This window comes from Brevundimonas sp. 357 (assembly GCF_003938605.1).
Lineage (GTDB): Bacteria > Pseudomonadota > Alphaproteobacteria > Caulobacterales > Caulobacteraceae > Brevundimonas.
Genome location: NZ_RHWX01000006.1, coordinates 168,846 through 190,144, shown reverse-complemented (window position 1 = coordinate 190,144; position 21,299 = coordinate 168,846). Strand labels below are relative to the sequence as shown.

Below are 21,299 nucleotides of genomic sequence, written 5' to 3'. Positions count from 1 at the left end.
TGACATAGCCAGCCTGTCACCCTGACTCGGGCCGGAAAACTCCAGCCTCGGATGCTCCAGAAAACGGGGGCGGATCAACTAACCCAAGGACTCTGGTCGCCGCTGGATGAAAACTCAGGGGCACGTCAGTTTCCATCCTGGATGAATTTGCTGCGCTTCCTGGAGCAATCGAACTAGCAGGCGCTTTCGTTAGGCTCCCAGCCGCCCGTCGAAGGATTCTAACGACAACATCAAAAATTCTTCTCGAAGAACTGAATTTTAATTCGGCATAACCATTGGGAAATGAAATGCCCTACAAAGTAGAGGATGTGTACCACGTCTGGACTTATGATGGATCGTCCAATCCAGTTGTGCTCATGATGAAAACTTTGAGTGAAAAAGAGGCTATCGCCGAAGGCGAACGTCTAAAAAAAACAAAGAAGCATCGCTTTATAAAAATTAACCGTGGCGACCAAGACATTTGGTCCTGCGAGACTGACGCTCCTGATCGTCCAGTGCTTATTCATTATAAATCGGGGCCAGGCTGACGGGGCTTTTGATCTCTCTAGCACAATGAACAAGCACACCCTCGACAAGGTCTCCAGCTTCGAAGCCGAGGCGGCGGAACTGCACAAGCGATCCCGTACGGCGGTCAGAGGCGACACGGCCTGTCTGGATCTTTGGTATCCAGAGCAGCGCGAAGTTAAGTTCGTGCAGCTTGGCCTCATGGCCTTCCGAGCGGTGGACGACATTCGTATCAGCTATGACTTCGACCGCGACGGATGGCCGCTGAACCTTTAGCAAATGCAGAGTCAGCTGCTCCGGCTTCCATCAGCACGCCCAAAGCGGCAACCGCTCCTGTGGCAGCCGATAGCCCTTTAATCTTTGCCTCCCTCAACGGGATGGGAAGTTGGTTCAGCATCTGCCGCCTCATTAAAATTGAAGCGGATCAGGTAGTGGCCAAAGCTGAACAACAATCAAAGTCTCGGCGATCAGGTCTCTGGCTGAGCGCGACTGACGGGAAGATAGATACGGACCCCCGCCTTTCCGGCTCACCCTTTTCGTTGGCGAGGGCCTTAGCTTTGGAGGCAATCCTTGATAGATCTGAGGCTCAAGCTTGTTGGACAGACTTCGTTACGCACACTCACGACGGCCTCATAAACACCAAGCGTGAGGAAGCTTCTTCCCTCGGAGATGGCCAATTTCTAGGTCGTTGCAGAGCCTTCGGCGGCCCCGGCATCTCCCAGACGCCCACAATCAACTGCCTGGATATCAGGGCTTCGAACACCCCGCCTCCTCGGAGATCCGCTCGATTCCAGAATCCATTTTTGGATCTCTTCACACCCGCTTCGAGCATCATGAAGCGCGCCAGGATGGGCGGCATGGCGTAAAGCGCCGCCATCTCGCGCATGCTTATATATTTCGCTCCAAATTTCTCCACGGAGGACGAACGCGCCATCATCGGATCGAGAGCAATCACGTCGATTTCTCCCATAGCGACCAACCGGCTTACCTCCGCCGGATAGCAATTCAGATACGTCTCCACCTCAGTACGAGTCATCGCCTCGGGGTAATGCGACCCGAAGCACGCCGCCGAAGCGCTATAGACTTGGGGCATCCCGCAGACTCCCCTTCTCCGCATGTCCTCAACGAGAAACCTATGGATATGAAGGCGCCTGAAGTTCAGGCGAGCGCCTTCGAAGCACCGCAAGCCATACGGCAGTGATCCGCCTATGGCCGCGCGGATCACCGGTCCCCATGGCTTGTGGGAGCCTCCGATGATCGTGAACGCCCTGGGAATAGAAATCCAATCCTCGCAGGGTTGCGAGAACTGCACACGAGCAAGAACGTCTACCTCAAGCTGAACTCGACTTTGCGTGTCGATTTGCAGCTTGGTCGGAAAAATGGCTGTCGCTATCGGATCGGCGGCAGCTTTCACCAAGCCGCTTCCTACAAGCTGACAGACGTCAATCGGATTGAGGCCGATCCGTTTGGCCCATGTCGAGGCAAACATTCGATCTGCCAGAACCGCTTGCGCCTTCCCCACATCGTCAGCAGAAAACCAGTCATAGCTACGCTCGCGTCCCCGCGGCGATCGAGGGCCAAACACCCCGGCTTGCACCATCTGCGGTATGCGGGCCTTCTCCACTCCCAAGGTTGCAGCAAGCTCCGTCGTGGTGAGACGACCCTGTTGGATGCGCACGGTTTTCAGGCGTTGCACGCCACGTTTCTCGGGAGCCAGGTGGCTGATGATCGCCATTACGCGCTTCAGTTCGCCTTCGCGGTTCAAAGAGCCGGCCGTAAACATCCTGAAAAATGGATGCTCAACAGCGTTGTCTGTACTGCCGGCTATGGTTCTGAAGGATGCGGGATAGCCGAGGACCAGCTTTAATCCCGCAGCCAGATCCTCATAGCCAACGCCCCGTGCATCTGACCGCAGGCCCTTCTGTCCCTTAGGCGCCGCGGCCCGGCCGCACACAACCGCCAGTTCGAATATTTCTGCTGGGCTTAAGGCGGAGAGATCTGGGTGGAGAGACGAACCTAAGGCATGCCATTTAGGCATAGCCCCGGCAGCGAGCCGAGCAGCTGCGCGAAGTGGTGCCCGGAGTTCGGGCGGGACCGCACGCGTTTCGACAGTGGTGAGATCCGCCTCGCAGGACTGGCATCTTGTGAGATATGGGTGCCCCCATCGAAGCGCTTGCCCACAGTGCGGACAAGCGTCGATCAGTTCGCGCCAGGACTCGCAGCAACAGCTTAGCGGCTTCACGGCCCAAAGCGCTTGGTCACAACCTGTCTGCTTCAGCATCCAGGGCGACACACGCCGGCGCTCGTGGCTCACGAGATTTGCTGACAAACCCGATCGATAGGTTCTGTCGAACAACGCCTTAACCTGGCGAGGCCAGAGGCCGAGAACGCGCGCCAGCTGGGCCTGCTGCTGCGTTGTAAGCTGGCTAGGCGGCCAACTTGCAATACCCTCCAGAAGGACTGCTGGGCTCTCAAGGACGTTTCGCTCCGCCACGCGCGTCAGGTAGCCCAGGAGGCTTTCATTCATCTCAGGGGTCACTGGAATCGCCAGCATTCCCCTGGTGGCCACCTGCCCGCTCATTTCAGCATCGACCGAAAGGGATTGCTCTCGACAAAGTTCTGCGCGAGCGCCCACCTCTCGGTCGCCACCATGAAGTCATAGAGTTCGATCCGGTCCGCTGATCGCCTGCATGCGATCTCCAGAGCTGCTTCCGTCAAGCGAGACACACGCCCGATCACGCCAGCAGAAACCTTGTGCAGCGCCCCTAGAAATTCGACGCCCTCAAGTCCGCTTGGGCGCCGGATCAGGCCGCGCTGAACCATCTCCTGATCCAGCCGACGCCAGTAGCTGGTGAAGAGGGCCGCATCCTCGGCGACGGTGGCGCGTAAGGGCAGAAAATCACAAGGCGGCAGAAGGCGCCCATTGAGCTGAAGGTTGCGCTTGAACATGCCCTCCGCGTCTTCTGTCCCGATGAACACGATCGGGATGACGCCCGTATCCAGAAGCGACTTCAGGCTGTCGGTGACGTCGTTAGTGGCGGTGCTACGGAAGTTGAGGTGCTGGACTTCATCGATGATCAGCAACTGCGTTCCATAGTGCCCAAAGCACGACAGGACCCGTTTCCGAAGCGTCTGCTCAGTGCCTCGATCGGAAAAGCCATCGCCGAACTCAGCCAGGATCGAGCTGAACAACTTCTTCACGGTTGTCGCCCGATCTAGGGACACAATCAGTACCGGCTTGAAGTCGCCGGTCGGCGGTGATCGATGCTCAATGCGCTCGGCGAAGGCCCGCGCAGCAGTCGTCTTGCCTGAACCGGACGGGGCAAGAACTCTCATGCCCTTTTGCGGAGCCCCCTTGGTCGCCTGGCCCAGTTGCACCAGATAGTCGCATCGGGAATGAAACTCGACGTGGCGCGGGTACGGGATGAATATCTGGCGGAAGGACGCCACAATGTCCGCTACCCGTTTATTGGCAGCCGCCGACATGTCCTCGATCATTTCGCCGGTTTGAGGCGTCGCATCCAGGCGCCCCATCATTCGAATTCCTTCCACGGCGTATCAGCAAGCCGGGATGGAAAAGCAGGCGCCGTATCGTTCGATTTCTCTTTTCTCGTCCTTACAATTTTCGGCCGAGATGGCGGTCTCGGCGGGCGAGAAGGCCGCACACTCCCGTCAGTCCGTTCTGAGGCCAACGCCACCTGCGGAATGATCGGCGCCAGGCCATCGTGGCGAGACGGCGCAACGTCCACCTCCACGACCCCGGAGACCAGGCCCTTGCCCACCCTGTTGGCCGGCGAGTGCAGCAACCGCGCCAAGGCACGTCTCTGTCGCATCTTCAGCTCGGGAGCCAGGCGCTCGACCTGCTCGATCATCCTGGCCCGCGCTTCAAGACGGTCCTGAAGCGAACTGAAGCGAAGCCCCGCTTCTTTGGACCACTGCTTGACCCGTTCGTGGTGCCAAAGCGACAGCCCCTGCGCATACTCAGGCTCGGTACAGGGCAAGGTCACGTAACGCTTCTGCAGATGGTGCCAGACCTGGACCTCATTCAGGTTGGCGGGATTGTATTTCACCGTGACCTTGCAGGTGATCGATCCCGAGCGCCGCTGCTCCCTCTGGGGCGCAACAACAGCCAGTTCGGTCAGCAAAGCACCGACGGCAGCCGGGTCGTGATACTGGAGACCATGCAACTCGATGCCGGAACGGCTGAGTTGCCTTTTGGCTGGCACGCCCAGCATTTTTTCCAGTTCTCTCACACTGTCGTAGACGGCGATCCCGTAAGCCTCTGCATCCTTGGCCCATTGCAGCGCTGGAGGTGTACCGATGCCGGAGTGGACATCGAGGTGATAGACGGCCAGCGCCTCCCAGATGAGCTGCTCGACCTCCTGGACGGTCAGCACCGCCGTGGCTTGGGGATCGTAACCAAGCTCGCGCATGGTGTGGATGGGAAGCTTGGTGCCGGGAAGTTTCCGCACCAACAAGCTGTTTAGCGTGCCGAAAAAACGTTCGACGATCGCCTTGTGCTGGGGAGACGCCACCGGGGCCAGACGCAATGTCGTGCCCAGATCCGCCAGCGTGTGCTCCATCGCAACGCCGGCGAACTCCTTACCATTGTCGACGATAATCTCGTCGAACCGGCCATAAATATTCACAAGGCTCTGAGGCGCGCCTCGCCGATCCTCGTAGACACTTTTGGGCAGGTTCGCCCGCCTGAGGCACTCCATGACGGAATGGATCGAGGGAGGTTCAAAGCCGACAAAGAAGCCGACTACGCACCTGGTCCTCACATCGATCAGAAGGGTTAGCCATGGCGTGCCCACAGGCAACATCCAGTCAGCGTCCAGTACGGCGATGGTGTCCAGCGACGTGTGATCCATGCAGCCGAGCGCCAGCAAGCGTGCTGCATGAAGCTGCCCCTCCACCGATTTGAACCGGCTCGCAGCCTTCTTAACGCCCCACTTTGCCGCAAGCGCCGCTGGCGTCTCACTCTTACGGACCCTCTGCCGAAAAAGCTCCGTACTGGGCAGCGCGAACGGATCGAGCCCTGCTCTCACCAGCCAGCGGTTCAGTCGAAACAGGCGGCTTGCCATCAAGGCAAAGGCGTCGGTGATCGTTAGCCCCATGCTCGACCAGTACCGAGCGGCATATCGATCCATAAGCGAATGCAGAACTGGGGGAAGACGCTGCGCGCGGGGCACACGGCCCCGCATCGAGACCATCTGCTCAAGCGGTCGATCGCCCGGGCGGCCCCGCTGCCCAAGCCAACGAATGACCGTGCGAGGGTGAGGCTGGACGAACGCCGCCGCTTGCACTGGCTGATCTTGCCAAAGGCGGTTCAGGGCATATCGCACCCGCGCCTCGCTGCCGTTGACCACGCCCATGGCGTCAAAGCCGCGCAGGATGAAGCTTCGACGTTGCGCGTCCGGATCCATCTTCTGGATCGTGGCGGGATCGTACTCACGCTCCGAAGCAGCGCGCCTGGCTGCAGCGGCATGGACATTCGGGATGCGGGTCAGTTCTCCAGAACCATAGGCCTGCATCACCCATTCCTCGGTTGGAAGGGTCATGAGGCCGTCTTGCTCTAGCTGGAAAGGCCCGCCACTCGTTTCCCTGATGAAATGAAGCAAGCCATCCCCGAGCCGCGCCTCGAATCGAAGCGTCTGACCATTGAAACGCCAGCGATCCCCATGGCTCAGTCTCAAGAACCCGCTCATGCGTCGCGCCTCCCTTGCGGATGGTGCAAGCGCACTCGGCTTTCAGCGCAAAGCGGGCGTTCGAGTTCGATCTCAACCACGCGAGCCACCATAAGAGCTCGCAAAATTGCTTCGCCCCTAGGAGGCCCCTCGATAGCGGCCGCCGCCTCGGCGAACAGCGCCTCTCCACCTGCCTCGTCGATGGCCTTGCGAGCGAGATAGACATGCCTTTCATCGAAGGCGGCCAATCGATCCTGCTGGATCAATAGAACGTTCCGGCGGCGGACGGCTGGACTCCGGATCTGCTCCGCCAACACCACTGAGAAACGCCAACCCAGCAGCCCGCAGATTTCCTTCGTCCGTTCAAGCTTGGCCGCGTAGTCCGGCTCCTGCAACTGCCGACTGCATCCCTTGATCTCGACCACTTCGATGGAGCCGCACTCAAGAAGACGCACGCAGTCCGGGATGTAGCGCCTGACCTGCCCTTCCAGGACGAACTCAAACCGAAAGGGCTGCGCACGATAGTCGATCACACGGGGATCGACCTCGCACTCCTGGTAGAAGTCGTGCTCGTTCATACTCTCGAACACGAGACCTTGGCCCGCCTTTCGACTGGCGTAGCTGCCCGTCACCTGATGACGTCGACCGGTAATAATGCTCCGGATCGGTCGTCCGTCAGGCGTCAGGACTATCCGGCCGGCGACGATCTGTTCGTCATGGCCTGGCTGGGCCAAAGCGCTATGGACGGCATGCATCAGCCGACCAGGCGCCGGCGCGCGGATAGGAATACTTGCGGAAAGCCGGCTCGTTTCAAGCGCAAAGGCGCTCAAGCGGCTCCCGTCAGAAGGGATCGCGGACATAGAGGTCTCTCAGATATAGGCGTGCAGCTCGCACGAGATTGGCGGAGAGGACCGGGCGTCAGGCAACCGAAGACGATGCCCGTGCTTGGATATACGCGGGTTTACTTGACGCTGCCGACGCTTTGGGGGAGAGTCCGTCTGTCGATGTTCAACGACTTCGGGTTTCGTCCCGCGAAGAGCCCGCGCTTTCCAGAGCGCGGGCTTTTTCGTTTCCGGTCTCAAAAGAGATTAAGGAAAGGGCATGGCTGCCTCCGACATTCCAGTTCACCGCAAGCGGATCGGTTCGTAGCCTTACGACGTGTTTGACGACATGAGCCCGTCCCGACCGATCAGATTCGTTCTGATCGATGCATGTTTTGATCGAGCCGTACTGGAATGTAGATACAAAAAACGTCGATTTTTCTCACACAAACAGTGTGGCGACTTCAATCACTTAATTACGCTAGACTTTCCACGCGCCTCAGCGTTTAAAATTCTTAGCCACTGGAATCCTGCGAATAGTGATCTCCAGCCATTGGGAGCATGTTTTCCAGCGCCAGCGGCTTGCGCGACGAAAGGAACGCCAATGACCACAGCTCCTATGCAAGCTTCCGCAGAGGCTTTGGCGGCCAGCCTGAATGCTATTTTGGATCGCTACTGCAAGCACCCGAAGGAAGCAGACAAAGCCATCGCCACCCTCCTGAGCATTGCGCTACCAGAAGATGGCATCCTCGACGCAGAGGACGTTTTCGAAGCGAGCAAGGCAGCAGGTCTTCGAATTAGATTCCTTCGACTAGAGACTGAATGACCGGACCTGACTCAAAGCAGCGGTTCGGAATGTCCGCTTCTAGCCGTAGATTTTCATCAATTCCCAAATGCATGCGGGCCTGCCGGCGGCACCTATCGGCAGTGGTTATTCATGGATGAGGCCACGTGAAGCTTTGGCGCTCATAAGCCAGGGATTGTTCTGAAGGCAGGTTCCGTCAGCTGTTAGGTCCCCGCGTCGAGCACCCTCAAGGCCTTGCGAATCCGCACCTGTTCGACCGAATCTCGCTTGGCGTCGGCTTGGGCCTGTTCGACCTCCGCGAGGTTGATCAGGGCGATCTGGACGCGCTCGGGGGAGAGGGCACCTTCGGGCAGACGGGTTTCGAGATCCAGGTTCAGGCGTTTGATGAAGTAGTAGCTCAGCGCGATCCGCATCTCGACCGCGCGCCCGCCGTCCGTCATCCCGTAATCGTATTCGATCGCCGCACGCTGATCAGCGTTCAGACCGGGATGCGGCGCGAGCTCCAGAACGACCTTACGCGCCCATTCGACGTCCTCGGCCGGATCGAAGTCGATGCGGGCGCCGAGGTCTATGGCGCTGATCCGGGTGATGACGAAGTCGCGGAAATCATCCTTCTCACAGCACAGGGCCCGGACGTGCCAACGGTGTCCGTCAAACGCCAGGGCATGGGGCGCGATGGTGCGTCGCCGTTCATTGGTAAGGGACCGATAGTCGATCTCCAGCTTTCGGCGCTGCCGGATGGCGTTGAGGATGCGCTGCAGGGTTTCGGGCTGAACAGACCGCACCAAGTCCGGTGCGCCGTCCATCGATGGGGGCTCGCTGAACCACAGATCCTGACGCCCGAGCGCACCCATCAGATAGGCGCGAAGCTGCAACAGAAGCCGGTCCGCTGACAGGGTGAGCAGCTTCGGCTTGAAACGCGGGCCAGGCACATAGGTCTTTTGGCTGGCGTCGTAGTCGATGTTGTCGGGTGCCAACTCCCTATAGTTGCGCAGGTCCACCGAGGCTTGGGGCGTCGAGATGCCGAAGGTCGATTCCAGCCCTGCGCGACGCAGACCGCGCTCCCAGAACAGCCGCCATTCTAGGAATTCGAAACGGCGCTGGGTGGCCTTGGGGAACGCTTCAAACTCAGGCATAGAAAATATTCGGATGTTGAGACTTGATCTGCATTAAAACCATACCCATCTGCTCCTGATCAACGGTGAAGGTCGCGCTAGGCGATCAAAAACACAAGGCCCGATCGGGCGCACAGGAGAAGAAACGCATGAAGGCTGAAGACGGTCAGGATGGGAAGGTCGGGGGTGCGGCGACGGGCCTCGTCGCCCGGTTTTCCGGAGACGGCGGGCGGGCCAACCGCATCAACGCTCTGATGGAAGCGACTCTGGTCCGGGGCGACCAGCCGTTGGCGGAAGCCATCGCAGACGCGAGCGAGCCCGTCCCGCTTGAGACTGGCGAGGCGTTGATCACCGAAAAGGGTCACGACACGGACCTCTATTTCATCTTGGCCGGAAAGGCCGGGATCATCGTCAAGGGCGTGCAGGTCAATGAGCGGGGACCGGGTGACCACGTCGGCGAGATCGCCGCGCTGGACCCGACCCAGCAGCGCTCGTCCACCGTGGTGGGGCAATCCCCGGGTGTGGCGTTGCGATTGCCGGAACCGGCCTTGACCGACATCGCCGAACGCTTTCCGGCCATCTGGCGCCGTCTGGCCATCGAACAGGCCAAGCGTCTGGTTCAACGCAATGACCTGGTCCGGGCGGCCAATGACCAGCCGATCATCTTCATAATCTCCTCGGTCGAGGCGCTGACGGTCGCCCAGGAAATCCAGTCCCGCCTCACCCATGCGGACATGCAGGTTACGCTCTGGACGGACGGGGTGTTCCGGGCGTCCGACTATCCGATCCCCGCGCTTCAGCGGGCGATCGAGGCGTCGGACTTCGCCATCGCCGTGATCGACGGCGACGACACCATCGTGTCGCGCGAGACGACCCAGTTGGCGCCCCGGGACAATGTGACGTTTGAGCTGGGGCTCTTCATGGGCAAGCTGGACCTGGAGCGCACCATCCTGGTTGAGCCGAGGAACGCCCAGATCAAGCTCGCCAGCGACCTGCGCGGCATCACCACCCTGACCTACCGCTCCGGTGCGGACGACACCCTGGAAAGCCGCATCCAGCCTGTCGCCCACGAAATCTCCAAACACGTCCGCCGCGTCGGCGTGCGCTGCTCTTAAGGAAGTCTCTCATGCCTTGGTCAGAACCCCGCGCGCTCGAACGCATCGCCCGTCATCGCGCCTCCTCGCCCGAAACCGCCGTCTCCGTATCCGACTTCTCAGACTATATGCGCTCGCGTCGGGCCTTGGCCGAACAGGCCCGGACCTTGGGCGCCACGCCGCAGCGCGATTGGTATGTGCCGCCGAACAGGGCGGTCACGACCCACGGAGTGCACATCTACGCCAATCTGCTGGCCTATAACGACCGGCTGGTCGAACAGGGCCGCGAGACCGAGGCGAGCCACGCGCGGGCCTTGCAACTCCTGCACTTCCACTACAGCGGCTGCGATCTGCTGACCCAGGCCTTCGACATCCAGCGCGTCGACTTCCACGGTGGGCGGCTGCATGCGGTCGTGCTGACGCCGGAAGGGGCGGATCGCGAAGGCGAACGGATCGCCAAAGCGCTCGCCTTCGCGGCGGCCTTCCGGGAAATGGTCGACCGGGCGGGCCGTCGATACGGCGCCGATTTCCAGACCGACGTTCGCATCGGCATCGACAGCGGCCCGGCTGTGGCAGTGAACAGCGGCCGCGCTAGCGAGCCGGAGCCTCTGTTCATCGGATCGCCGGCAAACCACGCCGCCAAGCTGGCCGACGGGGATGAGCCGGGCATCTTCCTGTCGCCGCGTCTGGAACTGGCGCGGACCGGACTGCGGCCACTCTCGCCCGTGCGCTTCACCGAGGACGCCGCCACCCGGGTTCTGACCGAGACCATCGACATCCGGACGCTTCGCAAGAGCGCGCGTGGCCCTCTAGATGAGGCTTACGCCACCTTCGTCGAGGATCAGGAACGGCTGCTCAAGGCGCACGGCGGCGTCCGACCTGCGGAATTCACCTTCCACTACCGCCAGCCGCCGCTGCGGTCGGTCAAGTTCGCCGACCATCCCCCCAGCAACAGCATCCGGCTGCCGCTCGCTTCGGTGTTCGCCGACATCGACGGCTTCACCGCCTATGTGGACGCGGCCATCGCCGGTGGCCGGGTCGCGGAGGCGGTTTCGAACCTTCATGTTCTGCGGGCGGAAATGGCCGCCGTGCTTCAGGAGGATTTCGAGGGGCGCAAGATCCGCTTCATCGGTGACTGCCTACACGGCGTGATCGCTATCGGCGATGCGCGCGACACCGATGCGATGGCCACGATCAAGGAGGCTGTGCTCACCGCTGCGGCGATCCGGTCGTCCTTCGAACTCTGCCGGGCCCGGCTGCCGGGCATCGCGGCCCTGGGCATCGCGATCGGGATCGAATACGGCCCGACCCCGATATGCCGGCTAGGTCTGCGCGGCGACACCAGCGTGCGGTGTTCCTCCAGCAAGGCGACGTGTGTTTCAGAGGCGGCCCAAGCCGCTTGTGGCGGCGTCGAAACCGCGATCGGCGAGCGGGCCTATTCGGAGGCCGGGGCCACGGTGAAGCACCTGTTCGGCCCGGCGCGGCGGGTGCCGAACCTGACCTATCCGTCGGCGCAGGCTCACCTCTCACGGGTGAGCGTGCCGGCCGTCGTCGGTGCGGGAGCCGCCGCCGGGGCCTCGGTCGCCAGCGCCGTCTCGGCCGCGCCCATGCGGGCGCACTGCCCGGAATGATCGCGCCGATCGATCTTCTCGTGGCAACGGCACCCGACTGGTTCACCGTGCGGGACCGCACGGTGAACCAGATTCGCGGCGAGGCGGCACATGGCCCTTGGGCCGGATCGCCTCTGGATCTGACGATTCTGTCCGCGCCCTGCCCGATCGTGCGGGAGACCAAGCCGGGAACCCGGTTTCCGGCCTTCTGCCCGGATCGCCACATCCAGGGGGATCGCACCTTTTGCGTGGGGCTGGGCCGCGGGCCGATCGACTCCCTGCGCCGCGCCCGGGCATGGTGGGCGGATCTCGATCAGTATCTGGCGTGTCAGGCGATCGCCGAAGCCACCCGGCTGTGGCCGCCGCAGAACGCCCTCGATCATGGACCGGCGGGCCTTTACCACCAACGCGCCCTCAGAGTGGCGGAGCGCTTGGGCATCATGGATGCCTATCTCGACGCCTATTTTGACCAACCGTCGTGGATCACCAGTACAGGGCTGACCAAGCTAGGTGAGCGGAGGGTGCGGCTGACCGGTCCGGTCGTCGCGCGGGCACCCCAGATGAAAGGCGACCGAAAGGCCCGGCTGCTGCTTCTGGAACTCGTCATGGCTGAGCGGAAGCGTCGCGCAGCTCTAGCGGATTACAAGAAGCGCATTTCCAACGGCACACAGACCTGCTGTGGGGCCATGCGGGATTGCGGATTTCCAAAGGCCGATGCCCTGGCTGCTTGAGCTCTCGCGACGACGTGCTTGATCTTCGCGTCGGAACCGGCATTTCGGTCAAAAAGCCGCTAGTCGGCGCGGGCGTACATGGCTCTCCGTGTCGTCAATGTCCGCTTTCTGGCCCGATGCCAATATCCGCAACTGGCGCATTCCAGTCGATCGCGTTGCGATCGACAAGTTAAGACTGTCGCGCCCAGCGGACCCGAGGCGCGGCTTCATTGCGCTGTTTTTAAAGAAAATTTCCAAAACGCTAGGACAGTCTTAGCTGGTCCAGGACAGTCTTAGCTTGGAAACGGGACAGTCTTAAGTTGTCCCGACACAAAGCGGTGGCGACCCCGGGAGGACTCCAACCTCCGACCTCGGCTTTAGGAAAGCCTTGCTCTATGCAGCTGAGCTACGGGGCCACGCGCGTCTGCCTAAAGGAGGTTGCGGCGTCAGGGAAGCCCCTGCGCGCCGCGGGCGCGGCATGAGGCGGCGGCGATGGTTCCGCCTTGTGGTTAAGAGCCGTTAAGATACAATCACTAGTATGGAACAAAGCCTGAATCGGCGAACGTCGCTGATTCGGTCATGATTCGTTTCGCCCGTGTTCCAGGGGGCGGTAAGGTTCCGCTTACCATTCCTTCTTCGCCCTCCCCCAAACCGCCGCGTCGCTTGTGAAACCCGACGAGGTTCGCCACCTTGGGCCGGTCATGAGCGACCGTTCCGCAGGCATGGCCCCTTCGCGCGTCACGGCGATCCTGGGCCCCACCAACACCGGCAAGACCCATCTGGCGGTCGAGCGCATGCTGGGTCACGCCTCGGGCATGATCGGCCTGCCGCTGCGGCTGCTGGCGCGCGAGATCTATGAGCGGATCGTCAAGCGGCGCGGAGCGGCCTCGGTCGCCCTGATCACCGGCGAGGAGAAGATCGTCCCGCCGCGCCCGGCCTATTTCGTCTGCACCGTCGAAGCCATGCCGCTGGAGCGGTCGGTCGACTTCCTGGCGGTGGACGAGATCCAACTGGTCGCCGACCCCGAGCGCGGCCACGTCTTTACGCAAAGACTGCTGCACGCGCGCGGCCGGTTCGAGACCATGTTCCTGGGCGCCGGGACGATGGCGCCGCTGATGCGTTCGCTGGTTCCGGATACGGAGATCGTCACCCGAGACCGGCTGTCGACGCTGTCCTACGCCGGATCGAAGAAGCTGACCCGCCTGCCCCGCCGCAGCGCCGTCGTCGCCTTCTCGACCGAGCAGGTCTACGCCATCGCCGAACTGCTGCGCCGTCAGAGGGGCGGGGCGGCCGTGGTCATGGGCTCGCTCAGTCCGCGCACCCGCAACGCCCAGGTCGAGCTGTTCCAGTCGGGCGAGGTGGACTTCCTGGTCGCCACCGACGCCATCGGCATGGGGCTGAACATGGACGTGGACCATGTGGCCTTCGCGGGCCTGCGGAAGTTTGACGGGCGGCGCACGCGCTGGCTGCAGGCCGCCGAGATCGGCCAGATCGCCGGGCGCGCGGGGCGGCACCTGCGTGACGGGACGTTCGGCGTCACCGGCGAGGCGGAAGAGCTGGACGAGGATCTGGTCGAACAGGTGGTCGAGCATCGTTTCGATCCGGTCGAGGGGGCCGAGTGGCGCAGCGGGCGGCTGGACTTCGACACCCTGCCCGATCTGCTGCGGTCGCTGACCCTCGCGCCGGAGCGGCACGGCTTGCGGCTGACGGCCCAGGCGCTGGATGAGACCCTGCTGCGGCGCTTTGCGGTCGATGAAGACGTCAAGAAGATCGCCCGTTCGCGCGGCGCCCTGATGCGGCTGTGGGAAGCGTGCCAGCTGCCGGACTTCCAGAAGACGACGCTGGACGAACACGCCCGCCTGTCAAAGGAGATCTTCACCGCCCTGACCAGTCGTCGCGGGCGGCTGACCGAGGACTGGGTGGCGCCGCGCTTCAACGACCTGGACCGCGACGACGGCCAGATCGACCAGCTGTCGGCGCGGCTGTCGGGGGTGCGGACGCTGAGTTACATCGCCAACCGGCCCGACTGGCTGGCGGGCGCGCAGGAATGGCGCGACCGGACCAAGGCGCTGGAGGAGCGGCTCAGCGACGTGCTTCACGAGCGGCTGACGGCGCGCTTCGTCGACCGGCGCACGGCGGCGCTGATGCGGGCGCTGCACGTGCGCTCCGACGTGCTGGCGGGCGTGGCCGAGGACGGCGAGGTGACGGTCGAGGGCGAGGTGGTCGGCCATCTGGACGGGGTGCGCTTCACCGTCGACGCGGGCGGATCGGCCCTGGCCGACCGGGCGCTGCGACAGGCGGCGACGCGCGCCGTGGGGCCCGAGGTGGCGCGGCGGCTGGGGCGGCTGGCGGCGGATGAGGACGCGGCCTTTTCCGTCACGCCCGACGGCGGCGTGCTGTGGAACAGCGCCCTGACCGGACGCATCGTCAATGAAGACCCCTTCTCGCCGCGCGTGCGGCTGCTGGGCGAACTGGGGCCGGTCCCGGCGCGCGAGCGGGCCGAACGGCGCATGGAGGCGTGGCTGGCGGGCGAGGCCGGGCGGGCGCTGAAGCCGCTGAAACGGCTGCGCCATGCGATCGAGAGCGGCGCCCTGACCGGCCTGCCGCGCGGGCTGGCGTTTCGGCTGGTCGAGGCGGGCGGGTTGATTCCCCGGCGCGAGGTCGAGCGCGACCTGGCGGCCCTGAGCCAGCATGAGCGGCGCACGCTGAAGACCTTCGCCATTCGGGTCGGCGCCCATTCGGTGTGGCTGCCCGGCGTGATGAAGCCGCGCGGCGCGGCGCTGGCGCAGGCCTTCCTGCCGCGCGAGATGACGAAGGGACTGGCGGGCGAGGGCCTGGCGCCCCTGCCCGAACCGGCGCCGTCGGCGCGGGCGCTGGCGGCGGTCGGGCGGCGCGCGGTCGGGCGCTGGACCGCGCCGATCGAAGCGCTGGAAGCCTTCGCCGACGCCCAGAAGGCGGCAGGCAAGGCGTCGCTGTCGGATGAAGCCCTGAACAGCCTCGGCTGGACGGCGGATCAGGCCAGGGCCATCCAGGCCGCCCTGCGCACGCCCCGTGCGGAACGGGCGCCAGGCCCCGGCAAGTCGGCGCCGCCGCCCAAGGATTCACCCTTCGCCGCCCTGGCGCAGCTGACCCAACCGCCCCGCCCGGCCTCCTCCGCCAAACCCAAGGCGGCGCGCCGATCCCGCCGTCGCCCGCGACGCGCCGCGTCTCAGGGGGCGGGCCAGAACGCTGAATGAGCGTCGCGAGCTGCCGCATCGACGTCTGGCTGTGGCGCGCGCGCTTCGCCAAGACGCGCAGCCTGGCCGCGGCCATGGTCGAGAAGGGCGCCATCCGCCTGACGCACAACGGCGCCCAGACCCGGCTCGACAAGCCCAGCCGCAGCGTCCATCCCGGCGACGAGGTGCTGTTCGCCCAAGGCGGGCGCCTCATCGCCGTGCGCGTGGTGCGGATGGGCGAAAGGCGCGGCCCGCCCGAGGAAGCCCGCGCCCTCTATGAGCCGCTGGACACGCCGACCTAGCCCGCCGCCTTCACGAACTCGCCTTCGATGTGCAGCTTCACCTCGTCGCCCAGGGCGGGCAGGCCGAAGTTGATGCCGAAGTCGGAACGCTTGATGGTCGCCTCTCCGTCGAAGCCGGCCTTGTAGCCGCCGCGCGTCGGGCCTGCCTGATTGAACTCGACCTCCATGACCACCGGACGGGTCACGCCGCGCAGGGACAGCTCGCCGTGGACCGTCGCCTCATCGCGATCATCGGCGTCAACCACGATCCGGGTCGAACGGAAGGTGGCGACCGGATGGTTGGCGGTGTCGAAGAAGTCCGCCGTCTGCAGATGGCGGTTCAACCCGTCCGAGTTCGACGCCACGTCCGTCAGAGGAATGGTCGCCGTCAGAGTGCTGGCGGACGGGTTGGCCGGGTCCAGCTTCAGCTCGGCCTGGACGTTCACGAACTGGCCGACATAGGTCGAAAAGCCCAGGTGATCGACCGACCAGGTGATCTTGCCGTGCGCCGAGTCCAGCTTGTAGTCGCCGGGCTGGACCTCGGACGGAACCTTGGTCAGGGCGGACTGGGCCACAACCGCGCCGCCGGCCAGCAGGCTGAGCGCCAGGCTCGCGGCGCCGAGACGGCCGATGGCTGAGTGAGTGATGAAACGCATGGCGGAGCCTCCTGCTGGCCGATGATCGGACGTCATGAATGTGGAGCGGGGCCCGGCGACATCGGGCCTGAACAGCTTTGCAACAGCGCCTTCGGTTGACAGTTGGTTCCGTCGGGGCCATGTGCCCGCCCTCGACCTCCCTCGCTGCCACAGGCCCGCCCGAACGCCATGACCTACATCGTCACCGACGCCTGCGTGAAATGTAAGTTCATGGACTGCGTCGAGGTATGTCCGGTGGACTGCTTCTATGAGGGCGAGAACTTCCTGGTCATCGCGCCCGACGAATGCATCGACTGCGGCGTGTGCGAGCCGGAATGCCCCGTCGACGCCATCGTCCCCGACACCGAGGACGAGCCCGACGGCAAGTGGCTGCAGGTCAACGCCGAATACGCCAAGGTCTGGCCCAACATCACAGTGAAGGGCGTGCCCCCGGCGGATCGCGAACAGTATGAGCGCGAAACCGGCAAGTTCGAGAAGTACTTCAGCCCCAAGCCGGGCAAAGGCTCCTAAGAATTCGCCACAATGCGGTCACAATGCGCCGGTCATCGCCGCGCGCCCTGTGGATGTTTTGAGATTTCCTAATTTTATGATAGGTTCCTCCCTATTCGAAACGGGCGGTTCCGCAACTCTGCGCGCCGCCCGCATTTACGACAGAACCTCGCCGCTAGAGACGAGGTCGGCCTGAGGTTTGGTGATCCGTTTTCGCGTCTGACAGTGCGATCCTCCGCCTCAACCGCCGGGCCCAGCGCTCGGCGGAGGGGCGGTTTTTCACTATCAGCGCGGCGACGATCTCATCCCTACGGTTCGGGAAAGGAATGACATGACGAGCAAGACCGGTCTGGAATTCAAGGTTGGCGATGCGGTGGTCTATCCCGCGCACGGCGTCGGCAAGGTCGCCGCAATCGAGACTCAGGAAGTCGCCGGCATGGCGCTGGAAGTCTATGTCGTGACCTTCGAGCACGAGAAGATGACCCTGCGCGTCCCGACCAAGAAGGCCAAGACCGCCGGCCTGCGCACCCTGGCCGCCGACGACACCGTGTCCAAGGCCCTGACGACCCTGAAGGGCCGCGCCCGCGTCAAGCGCACCATGTGGTCGCGTCGCGCTCAGGAATATGAAGCCAAGATCAACTCGGGCGACCTGATCTCGATCGCCGAAGTGGTCCGCGACCTGCACCGCGCCGAGACCCAGCCGGAACAGTCCTATTCCGAGCGCCAGCTCTATGAATCGGCCCTGGACCGCATGGCCCGCGAAGTCGCCGCCGCCAACAAGATCGACAAGGACGCCGCCATGGCTCTGCTGGGCAAGTCGCTCAGCGCCAAGAAGCCGGTCGCTCCGGCCGCCGAGGCTGAAGCCGAGGCCGCCTGACCTCAGGCGATCCGCAAACGACGCGAAAGGCCCGGCGGCGACGCCGGGCCTTTTTCTTTGCCCGCCCCCCTGCTGCGCCTTTCCGAAAGTTCACATGATCCGCCCCAATTAAGCCGCATTTCGCTACACTTGTAGCGTTACATATGTAGCGAAAGAAAAGGGCGCGTCATGATCGAAACCCTGCCCCGCAGAGAGCGAGAGGTGTTCGAGACCCTGTGCCGTCTGGGCCAGGCTTCGACCGCCGCCGTCCGGGACGCCCTGACTGACCCGCTCAGCGACTCAGCCGTCCGCACCCTGCTGAAACGGCTCGAAGCCAAGAAGCTCGTCGAGCGCACGTCCGGTTCTGTCTGGCGCCCGGCGCCCGAGACCGGCGCCCTGGCCGACAGCGCTCTGCGGCGCATGGTCGACACCTTCTTCGCCGGATCAGCCGTAACGGCCGCCACCGCCCTGTTGGGCATGGCCAAGACATTGAGCCCAGAGCAGGCGGCCGCCCTGCGCCGCGCCATCGACGATGCTGACGACAACGCTTCTGGGGAGAGCAAGGCGTGACCGGGGCCCTGCTGCTGGAGCTTCTGGTCAAGTCTGGCGGCGTCGCCGCTGCGGGATTGGCCCTGTCCGCCTTCCTGGGCCGGCGCCCGGCCGCGGAACGGGCGTTGGTGCTGCGCATCGCCGTCTGCCTGCTGATCGCCTTGCCCGTCTTCCTATGGATCGGGCCCAGCCTGCCCTTGGCCTGGCTGACGCCGCCCTCGGTCGAGCCTGCCTCGGCGGCTTCCTGGTCCGTCAGCCTGCAGCCGATGGCGGACGCCTCGGTCGCCGGACAGCTGCCGGCCGGCGCGCCCTCGGCCCTACTGATCGCTCTGGCCTACGCCGCAGGCCTTCTGGCGGTCGGCGCCCGTTTCCTCGTCGGTCTGTGGACCCTGCGCCGATGGACCAGCCAGGGCCGCACGGTATCCGCACCGGCCTGGACGACGCCCCTGCGCCGTCTGGACGCCGACGGCCGCACGCGCCTGATCGCCTCCGCTCATGTCAAGACGCCGCTCAGCTGGGGCCTGCCGCCGGGCGTCATCCTGATCGGCGAGGACTGCGTCTCACGCGCCGCCGCCGCCGAAGCCGTGCTCGCCCACGAGTTGGCCCATATTCGCCGTGGCGACTGGATCTTCGCCCTGCTGTCGCGCCTGGCCCTGGCCTTGTTCTGGTTCAACCCCCTGGTCTGGCTGCTGCACCACAGCCTATCCGCCCGGACGGAGGAGGCTGCCGACGCCCTGGCCGTCGCCGGCATGGACCGCCGTCTCTACGCCCGCGTCCTGGTCGACCTGGCCTCGACCGCTCCCTTTTCTTCCACCGGCGCCGCCCTGGGCATCGCCGGATCCCACGCCTCTCTCGCCAAAAGGATAAGCCGCATCATGACGTCCCCTCGCAAGACTCCGTCCCGCCCGCTGACCCTGGCCCTGTCCGTGGGCGCCCTGCTGGCTGTGGCCACGCCCCTGGCCGCCATTGAGCTGATCCCGCGCGCCGCCGAAGCGGCGGCCGAAAGCGTCGCCTGGACGCCGCCCGCCCCGCCGGTCCCGCCTGCGCCGCCCGCCGCCCCTGAACGCCCGGCGCAGCCTGCGAAATCGGTCCAGACCACGTCCAGCCTCATCGTCGAGAACGGCCGCACCATCCATCTGGACATGCTGGAAGACGGCGAGCGGCGCGACATCGAGGCCGCCAGGGCCGAAGCCCGCCTGGCTGCTGACGCCGCTCGGCGTGACGCCCAGGTCGCTCGTCGCGAAGCGGAAGCCGCCGCCCGCAGCAGCCGAGACGCCATTGAACGGGTCACTCGCGACGCCGCGGCGGCAGCGGCAAGCGCCCGCGTCGCCGCCGACGCGGCCAGGGAACACGCCCGCGTCGCCATGATCGATGCGCGCGCCAGCATGCTGCGCGGCGCCGACGACATGGATCAGGGCGCCGAGACCATGCGCGCCAACGCCCTGCGTCTGCGCGATCCAGCCCGTCGCGCCGAGGTGATCGCCGAAAACCGCGCCCGCGGGAACGAGGTCACTCACGCCCAGCTGATCGAACTGTCACGCACCCTGCCGCAACAGGCCGACGATATGGTCCGTTCGGCCCAACGCATGCGCGAGCAGGCCCGCAGCCTGTAACCCCGTCGATCACCGTGACGAAGATCAGACCTCGGTGCGCCGCGCCGAGGTCTTTTCGCATCTAGCCGCGCGCGGCGTTCTAGATCAGAAGTACTCCGCCCCGGCCGGGCACTGGGCGGCCAGGCGACGGGCGGTGATGCTGGCCGGAATATAGGGCGTGCCGCGCGCCAGCTGGGCGCCGCCGTTGAAACGGAAGGCCTGCTCTTCATAGGTGCCGTTCAGGCGCACGTTGATGCGGCGGCCTTTGCGGTCCTGACAGCTGCCCTCAAAGCGCGCCCGGCCGTCCCCGACCTCGCGGGTCGGGTAGGTGCACCGCCATTTGCGCGTCGAAAGACCGCCGAAGAATCGGTTGATCTCGCTGGGCCGCACGCACTTCTGCTCTGTGTCGCGGGCGCCCATGACGCTGGTGGTGTATTCCCAGTAGCCGGGCAGAACCTCGGACTGGGCGGCCGACTGGGCCTGAGGCGCGGACGCGGGCGCGGCCAGCATCACGGCGCCGGCGGCCACGGGGGCGACGACGGCCATCAGCCGGGCGAAGGGGATCAAGGTCTTCATGGATTTGCCGTTCATGGGACTCATCATGGGTCTGCTCTATATAGTCACGCCTTGAACGACTGCTGAACGAAGGCGATCCCTCGCCTTCAGAATGACTCCAATCCCGTCGCCCGATGACTCCAGCCTTGACGCCCGGCGAGTCATTCCTCTATACGGCCCCCTCTCGCGCGGGCCTCTTTGTTCGTTGCGTCCCTGTTTCATGCGTCCGCACCGATATCGCGGATGTGACCTTGAGGATCTTCAGATGTCGCGTCGCTGCGAACTCACCGGTATCGGCCCCATGGTCGGCCATCACGTGAGCCACTCCAACATCAAGACCAAGCGCCGTTTCCTGCCGTCGCTGAAGACGGTCAAGGTTCAGTCGGAAGCTCTGGGCCAGACCTTCTCGCTGCGTATCTCGAACGCCGCCCTGCGCACCCTGGACTTCAAGGGCGGCCTGGACGCCTTCATCGTCAAGGCTCGCGACGAACAGCTGTCGATCGCCGCCCTGCGCATCAAGCGTCAGGTCCGCGCCAAGCTGGCCGAGCAAGCCGCCGCCTGATCGGCGTCGACTGACGGATTTTGAAGAGGCCGGTGGAAACACCGGCCTTTTTTCTTTTGCGCGTTTTGCCGGTTCTGCGACGTCTCCTACCGCCGTCATCCTCGGGCTTGACCCGAGGATCGGGCGCTCCATCTGCGCAAAGCTGGAAGGTCGAGCGCGCCGCTGCACTCGATCCTCGGGTCAAGCCCGAGGATG

20 protein-coding genes and 1 tRNA gene are annotated in these 21,299 nt (G+C 64.2%); 13 read left to right on the top strand and 8 right to left on the bottom strand.

Features of this window, described 5'->3' with window-relative positions:
• Positions 1 to 287 precede the first annotated feature (287 nt).
• The gene (locus EGK63_RS07555) at positions 288 to 527 is read left to right on the top strand and encodes a hypothetical protein (protein WP_125900656.1); all 240 of its coding nucleotides are present in this window, start codon (positions 288 to 290) and stop codon (positions 525 to 527) included.
• Between the two features lie 25 nt (positions 528 to 552).
• Positions 553 to 780 carry a hypothetical protein gene (locus EGK63_RS07550; protein ID WP_125900655.1) on the top strand — a complete coding sequence of 76 codons (228 nt, stop codon included), beginning with the start codon at positions 553 to 555 and terminating at the stop codon, positions 778 to 780.
• Between the two features lie 343 nt (positions 781 to 1,123).
• Here EGK63_RS07550 and EGK63_RS07545 read toward each other — a convergent pair whose 3' ends face one another.
• The 4 genes from EGK63_RS07545 to EGK63_RS07530 form a co-directional block, all read right to left on the bottom strand.
• Positions 1,124 to 2,542, bottom strand: a complete 1,419-nt coding sequence (locus tag EGK63_RS07545; RefSeq protein ID WP_125900654.1) for a hypothetical protein — start codon at positions 2,540 to 2,542, stop codon at positions 1,124 to 1,126.
• Between the two features lie 539 nt (positions 2,543 to 3,081).
• Complete coding sequence (locus EGK63_RS07540; RefSeq protein ID WP_243637614.1) at positions 3,082 to 4,041, bottom strand: TniB family NTP-binding protein; 960 nt, start codon at positions 4,039 to 4,041, stop codon at positions 3,082 to 3,084.
• Entirely contained in the window at positions 4,038 to 6,215 is a 2,178-nt protein-coding gene (locus EGK63_RS07535; RefSeq protein WP_125900653.1) for a Mu transposase C-terminal domain-containing protein, read from the bottom strand. The genes EGK63_RS07540 and EGK63_RS07535 overlap by 4 nt, the downstream gene beginning before the upstream one ends.
• Entirely contained in the window at positions 6,212 to 7,054 is an 843-nt protein-coding gene (locus EGK63_RS07530) for a TnsA endonuclease N-terminal domain-containing protein (RefSeq protein ID WP_125900652.1), read from the bottom strand. Before EGK63_RS07530 ends, EGK63_RS07535 begins: the two co-directional genes overlap by 4 nt.
• A gap of 565 nt (positions 7,055 to 7,619) precedes the next feature.
• On the opposite strand from EGK63_RS07530, the gene EGK63_RS07525 reads away from it, so the two are divergent.
• A complete protein-coding gene (locus EGK63_RS07525) occupies positions 7,620 to 7,841 on the top strand; it encodes a hypothetical protein (RefSeq protein ID WP_125900651.1) in 222 nt (73 codons plus the stop codon).
• Between the two features lie 182 nt (positions 7,842 to 8,023).
• Here EGK63_RS07525 and EGK63_RS07520 read toward each other — a convergent pair whose 3' ends face one another.
• On the bottom strand, positions 8,024 to 8,956 hold the full coding sequence (locus EGK63_RS07520; protein ID WP_125900650.1) for a YafY family protein: 933 nt from the start codon (positions 8,954 to 8,956) through the stop codon (positions 8,024 to 8,026).
• A 128-nt stretch (positions 8,957 to 9,084) separates the two neighbouring features.
• Here EGK63_RS07520 and EGK63_RS07515 point away from each other — a divergent pair, with 128 nt between their 5' ends.
• From EGK63_RS07515 to EGK63_RS07505, 3 genes are read left to right on the top strand one after another with little or no spacing between them, the layout of a single operon-like run.
• Positions 9,085 to 10,050 carry a TIR domain-containing protein gene (locus EGK63_RS07515; protein ID WP_125900649.1) on the top strand — a complete coding sequence of 322 codons (966 nt, stop codon included), beginning with the start codon at positions 9,085 to 9,087 and terminating at the stop codon, positions 10,048 to 10,050.
• 11 nt (positions 10,051 to 10,061) lie between these two features.
• The gene (locus EGK63_RS07510) at positions 10,062 to 11,660 is read left to right on the top strand and encodes a guanylate cyclase (protein WP_125900648.1); all 1,599 of its coding nucleotides are present in this window, start codon (positions 10,062 to 10,064) and stop codon (positions 11,658 to 11,660) included.
• Positions 11,657 to 12,370 (top strand): E2 domain-containing protein, encoded by a 714-nt coding sequence (locus EGK63_RS07505; RefSeq protein WP_125900647.1) that lies wholly within the window; start codon positions 11,657 to 11,659, stop codon positions 12,368 to 12,370. Before EGK63_RS07510 ends, EGK63_RS07505 begins: the two co-directional genes overlap by 4 nt.
• Before the next feature lie 318 nt (positions 12,371 to 12,688).
• Here the strand turns inward: EGK63_RS07505 and EGK63_RS07500 are convergent.
• Positions 12,689 to 12,765: transfer RNA gene (locus tag EGK63_RS07500), tRNA-Arg, on the bottom strand.
• A 285-nt stretch (positions 12,766 to 13,050) separates the two neighbouring features.
• Between EGK63_RS07500 and EGK63_RS07495 the strand changes: the two genes are divergently transcribed.
• Together EGK63_RS07495 and EGK63_RS07490 are read left to right on the top strand one after the other, a co-directional pair.
• Positions 13,051 to 15,585, top strand: coding sequence for a helicase-related protein (locus EGK63_RS07495; RefSeq protein ID WP_125900646.1), 2,535 nt, complete (start codon positions 13,051 to 13,053; stop codon positions 15,583 to 15,585).
• Positions 15,582 to 15,866, top strand: coding sequence for an RNA-binding S4 domain-containing protein (locus EGK63_RS07490; RefSeq protein ID WP_125900645.1), 285 nt, complete (start codon positions 15,582 to 15,584; stop codon positions 15,864 to 15,866). The genes EGK63_RS07495 and EGK63_RS07490 overlap by 4 nt, the downstream gene beginning before the upstream one ends.
• On the opposite strand, the gene EGK63_RS07485 is transcribed toward EGK63_RS07490, so the two are convergent.
• Positions 15,863 to 16,501, bottom strand: coding sequence for a YceI family protein (locus EGK63_RS07485; RefSeq protein WP_125900644.1), 639 nt, complete (start codon positions 16,499 to 16,501; stop codon positions 15,863 to 15,865). The genes EGK63_RS07490 and EGK63_RS07485 overlap by 4 nt on opposite strands.
• Positions 16,502 to 16,669: 168 nt before the next feature.
• Between EGK63_RS07485 and fdxA the strand changes: the two genes are divergently transcribed.
• From fdxA to EGK63_RS07465, 4 genes are all read left to right on the top strand, one after another.
• Positions 16,670 to 17,011 carry a ferredoxin FdxA gene (gene fdxA / locus EGK63_RS07480; RefSeq protein WP_003166185.1) on the top strand — a complete coding sequence of 114 codons (342 nt, stop codon included), beginning with the start codon at positions 16,670 to 16,672 and terminating at the stop codon, positions 17,009 to 17,011.
• A gap of 310 nt (positions 17,012 to 17,321) precedes the next feature.
• Positions 17,322 to 17,867, top strand: coding sequence for a CarD family transcriptional regulator (locus EGK63_RS07475; RefSeq protein WP_046652322.1), 546 nt, complete (start codon positions 17,322 to 17,324; stop codon positions 17,865 to 17,867).
• 168 nt (positions 17,868 to 18,035) lie between these two features.
• Positions 18,036 to 18,416: a BlaI/MecI/CopY family transcriptional regulator gene (locus tag EGK63_RS07470; RefSeq protein WP_125900643.1), complete on the top strand. Its 381-nt coding sequence runs from the start codon at positions 18,036 to 18,038 to the stop codon at positions 18,414 to 18,416.
• A complete protein-coding gene (locus tag EGK63_RS07465) occupies positions 18,413 to 20,008 on the top strand; it encodes a M56 family metallopeptidase (protein WP_125900642.1) in 1,596 nt (531 codons plus the stop codon). The genes EGK63_RS07470 and EGK63_RS07465 overlap by 4 nt, the downstream gene beginning before the upstream one ends.
• A gap of 84 nt (positions 20,009 to 20,092) precedes the next feature.
• Here the strand turns inward: EGK63_RS07465 and EGK63_RS07460 are convergent, their stop codons facing one another.
• Positions 20,093 to 20,578 (bottom strand): DUF3617 family protein, encoded by a 486-nt coding sequence (locus EGK63_RS07460; protein WP_234287632.1) that lies wholly within the window; start codon positions 20,576 to 20,578, stop codon positions 20,093 to 20,095.
• A 229-nt stretch (positions 20,579 to 20,807) separates the two neighbouring features.
• Here EGK63_RS07460 and rpmB point away from each other — a divergent pair, with 229 nt between their 5' ends.
• Positions 20,808 to 21,104 carry a 50S ribosomal protein L28 gene (gene rpmB, locus EGK63_RS07455; RefSeq protein WP_087140498.1) on the top strand — a complete coding sequence of 99 codons (297 nt, stop codon included), beginning with the start codon at positions 20,808 to 20,810 and terminating at the stop codon, positions 21,102 to 21,104.
• Positions 21,105 to 21,299: the final 195 nt, after the last annotated feature.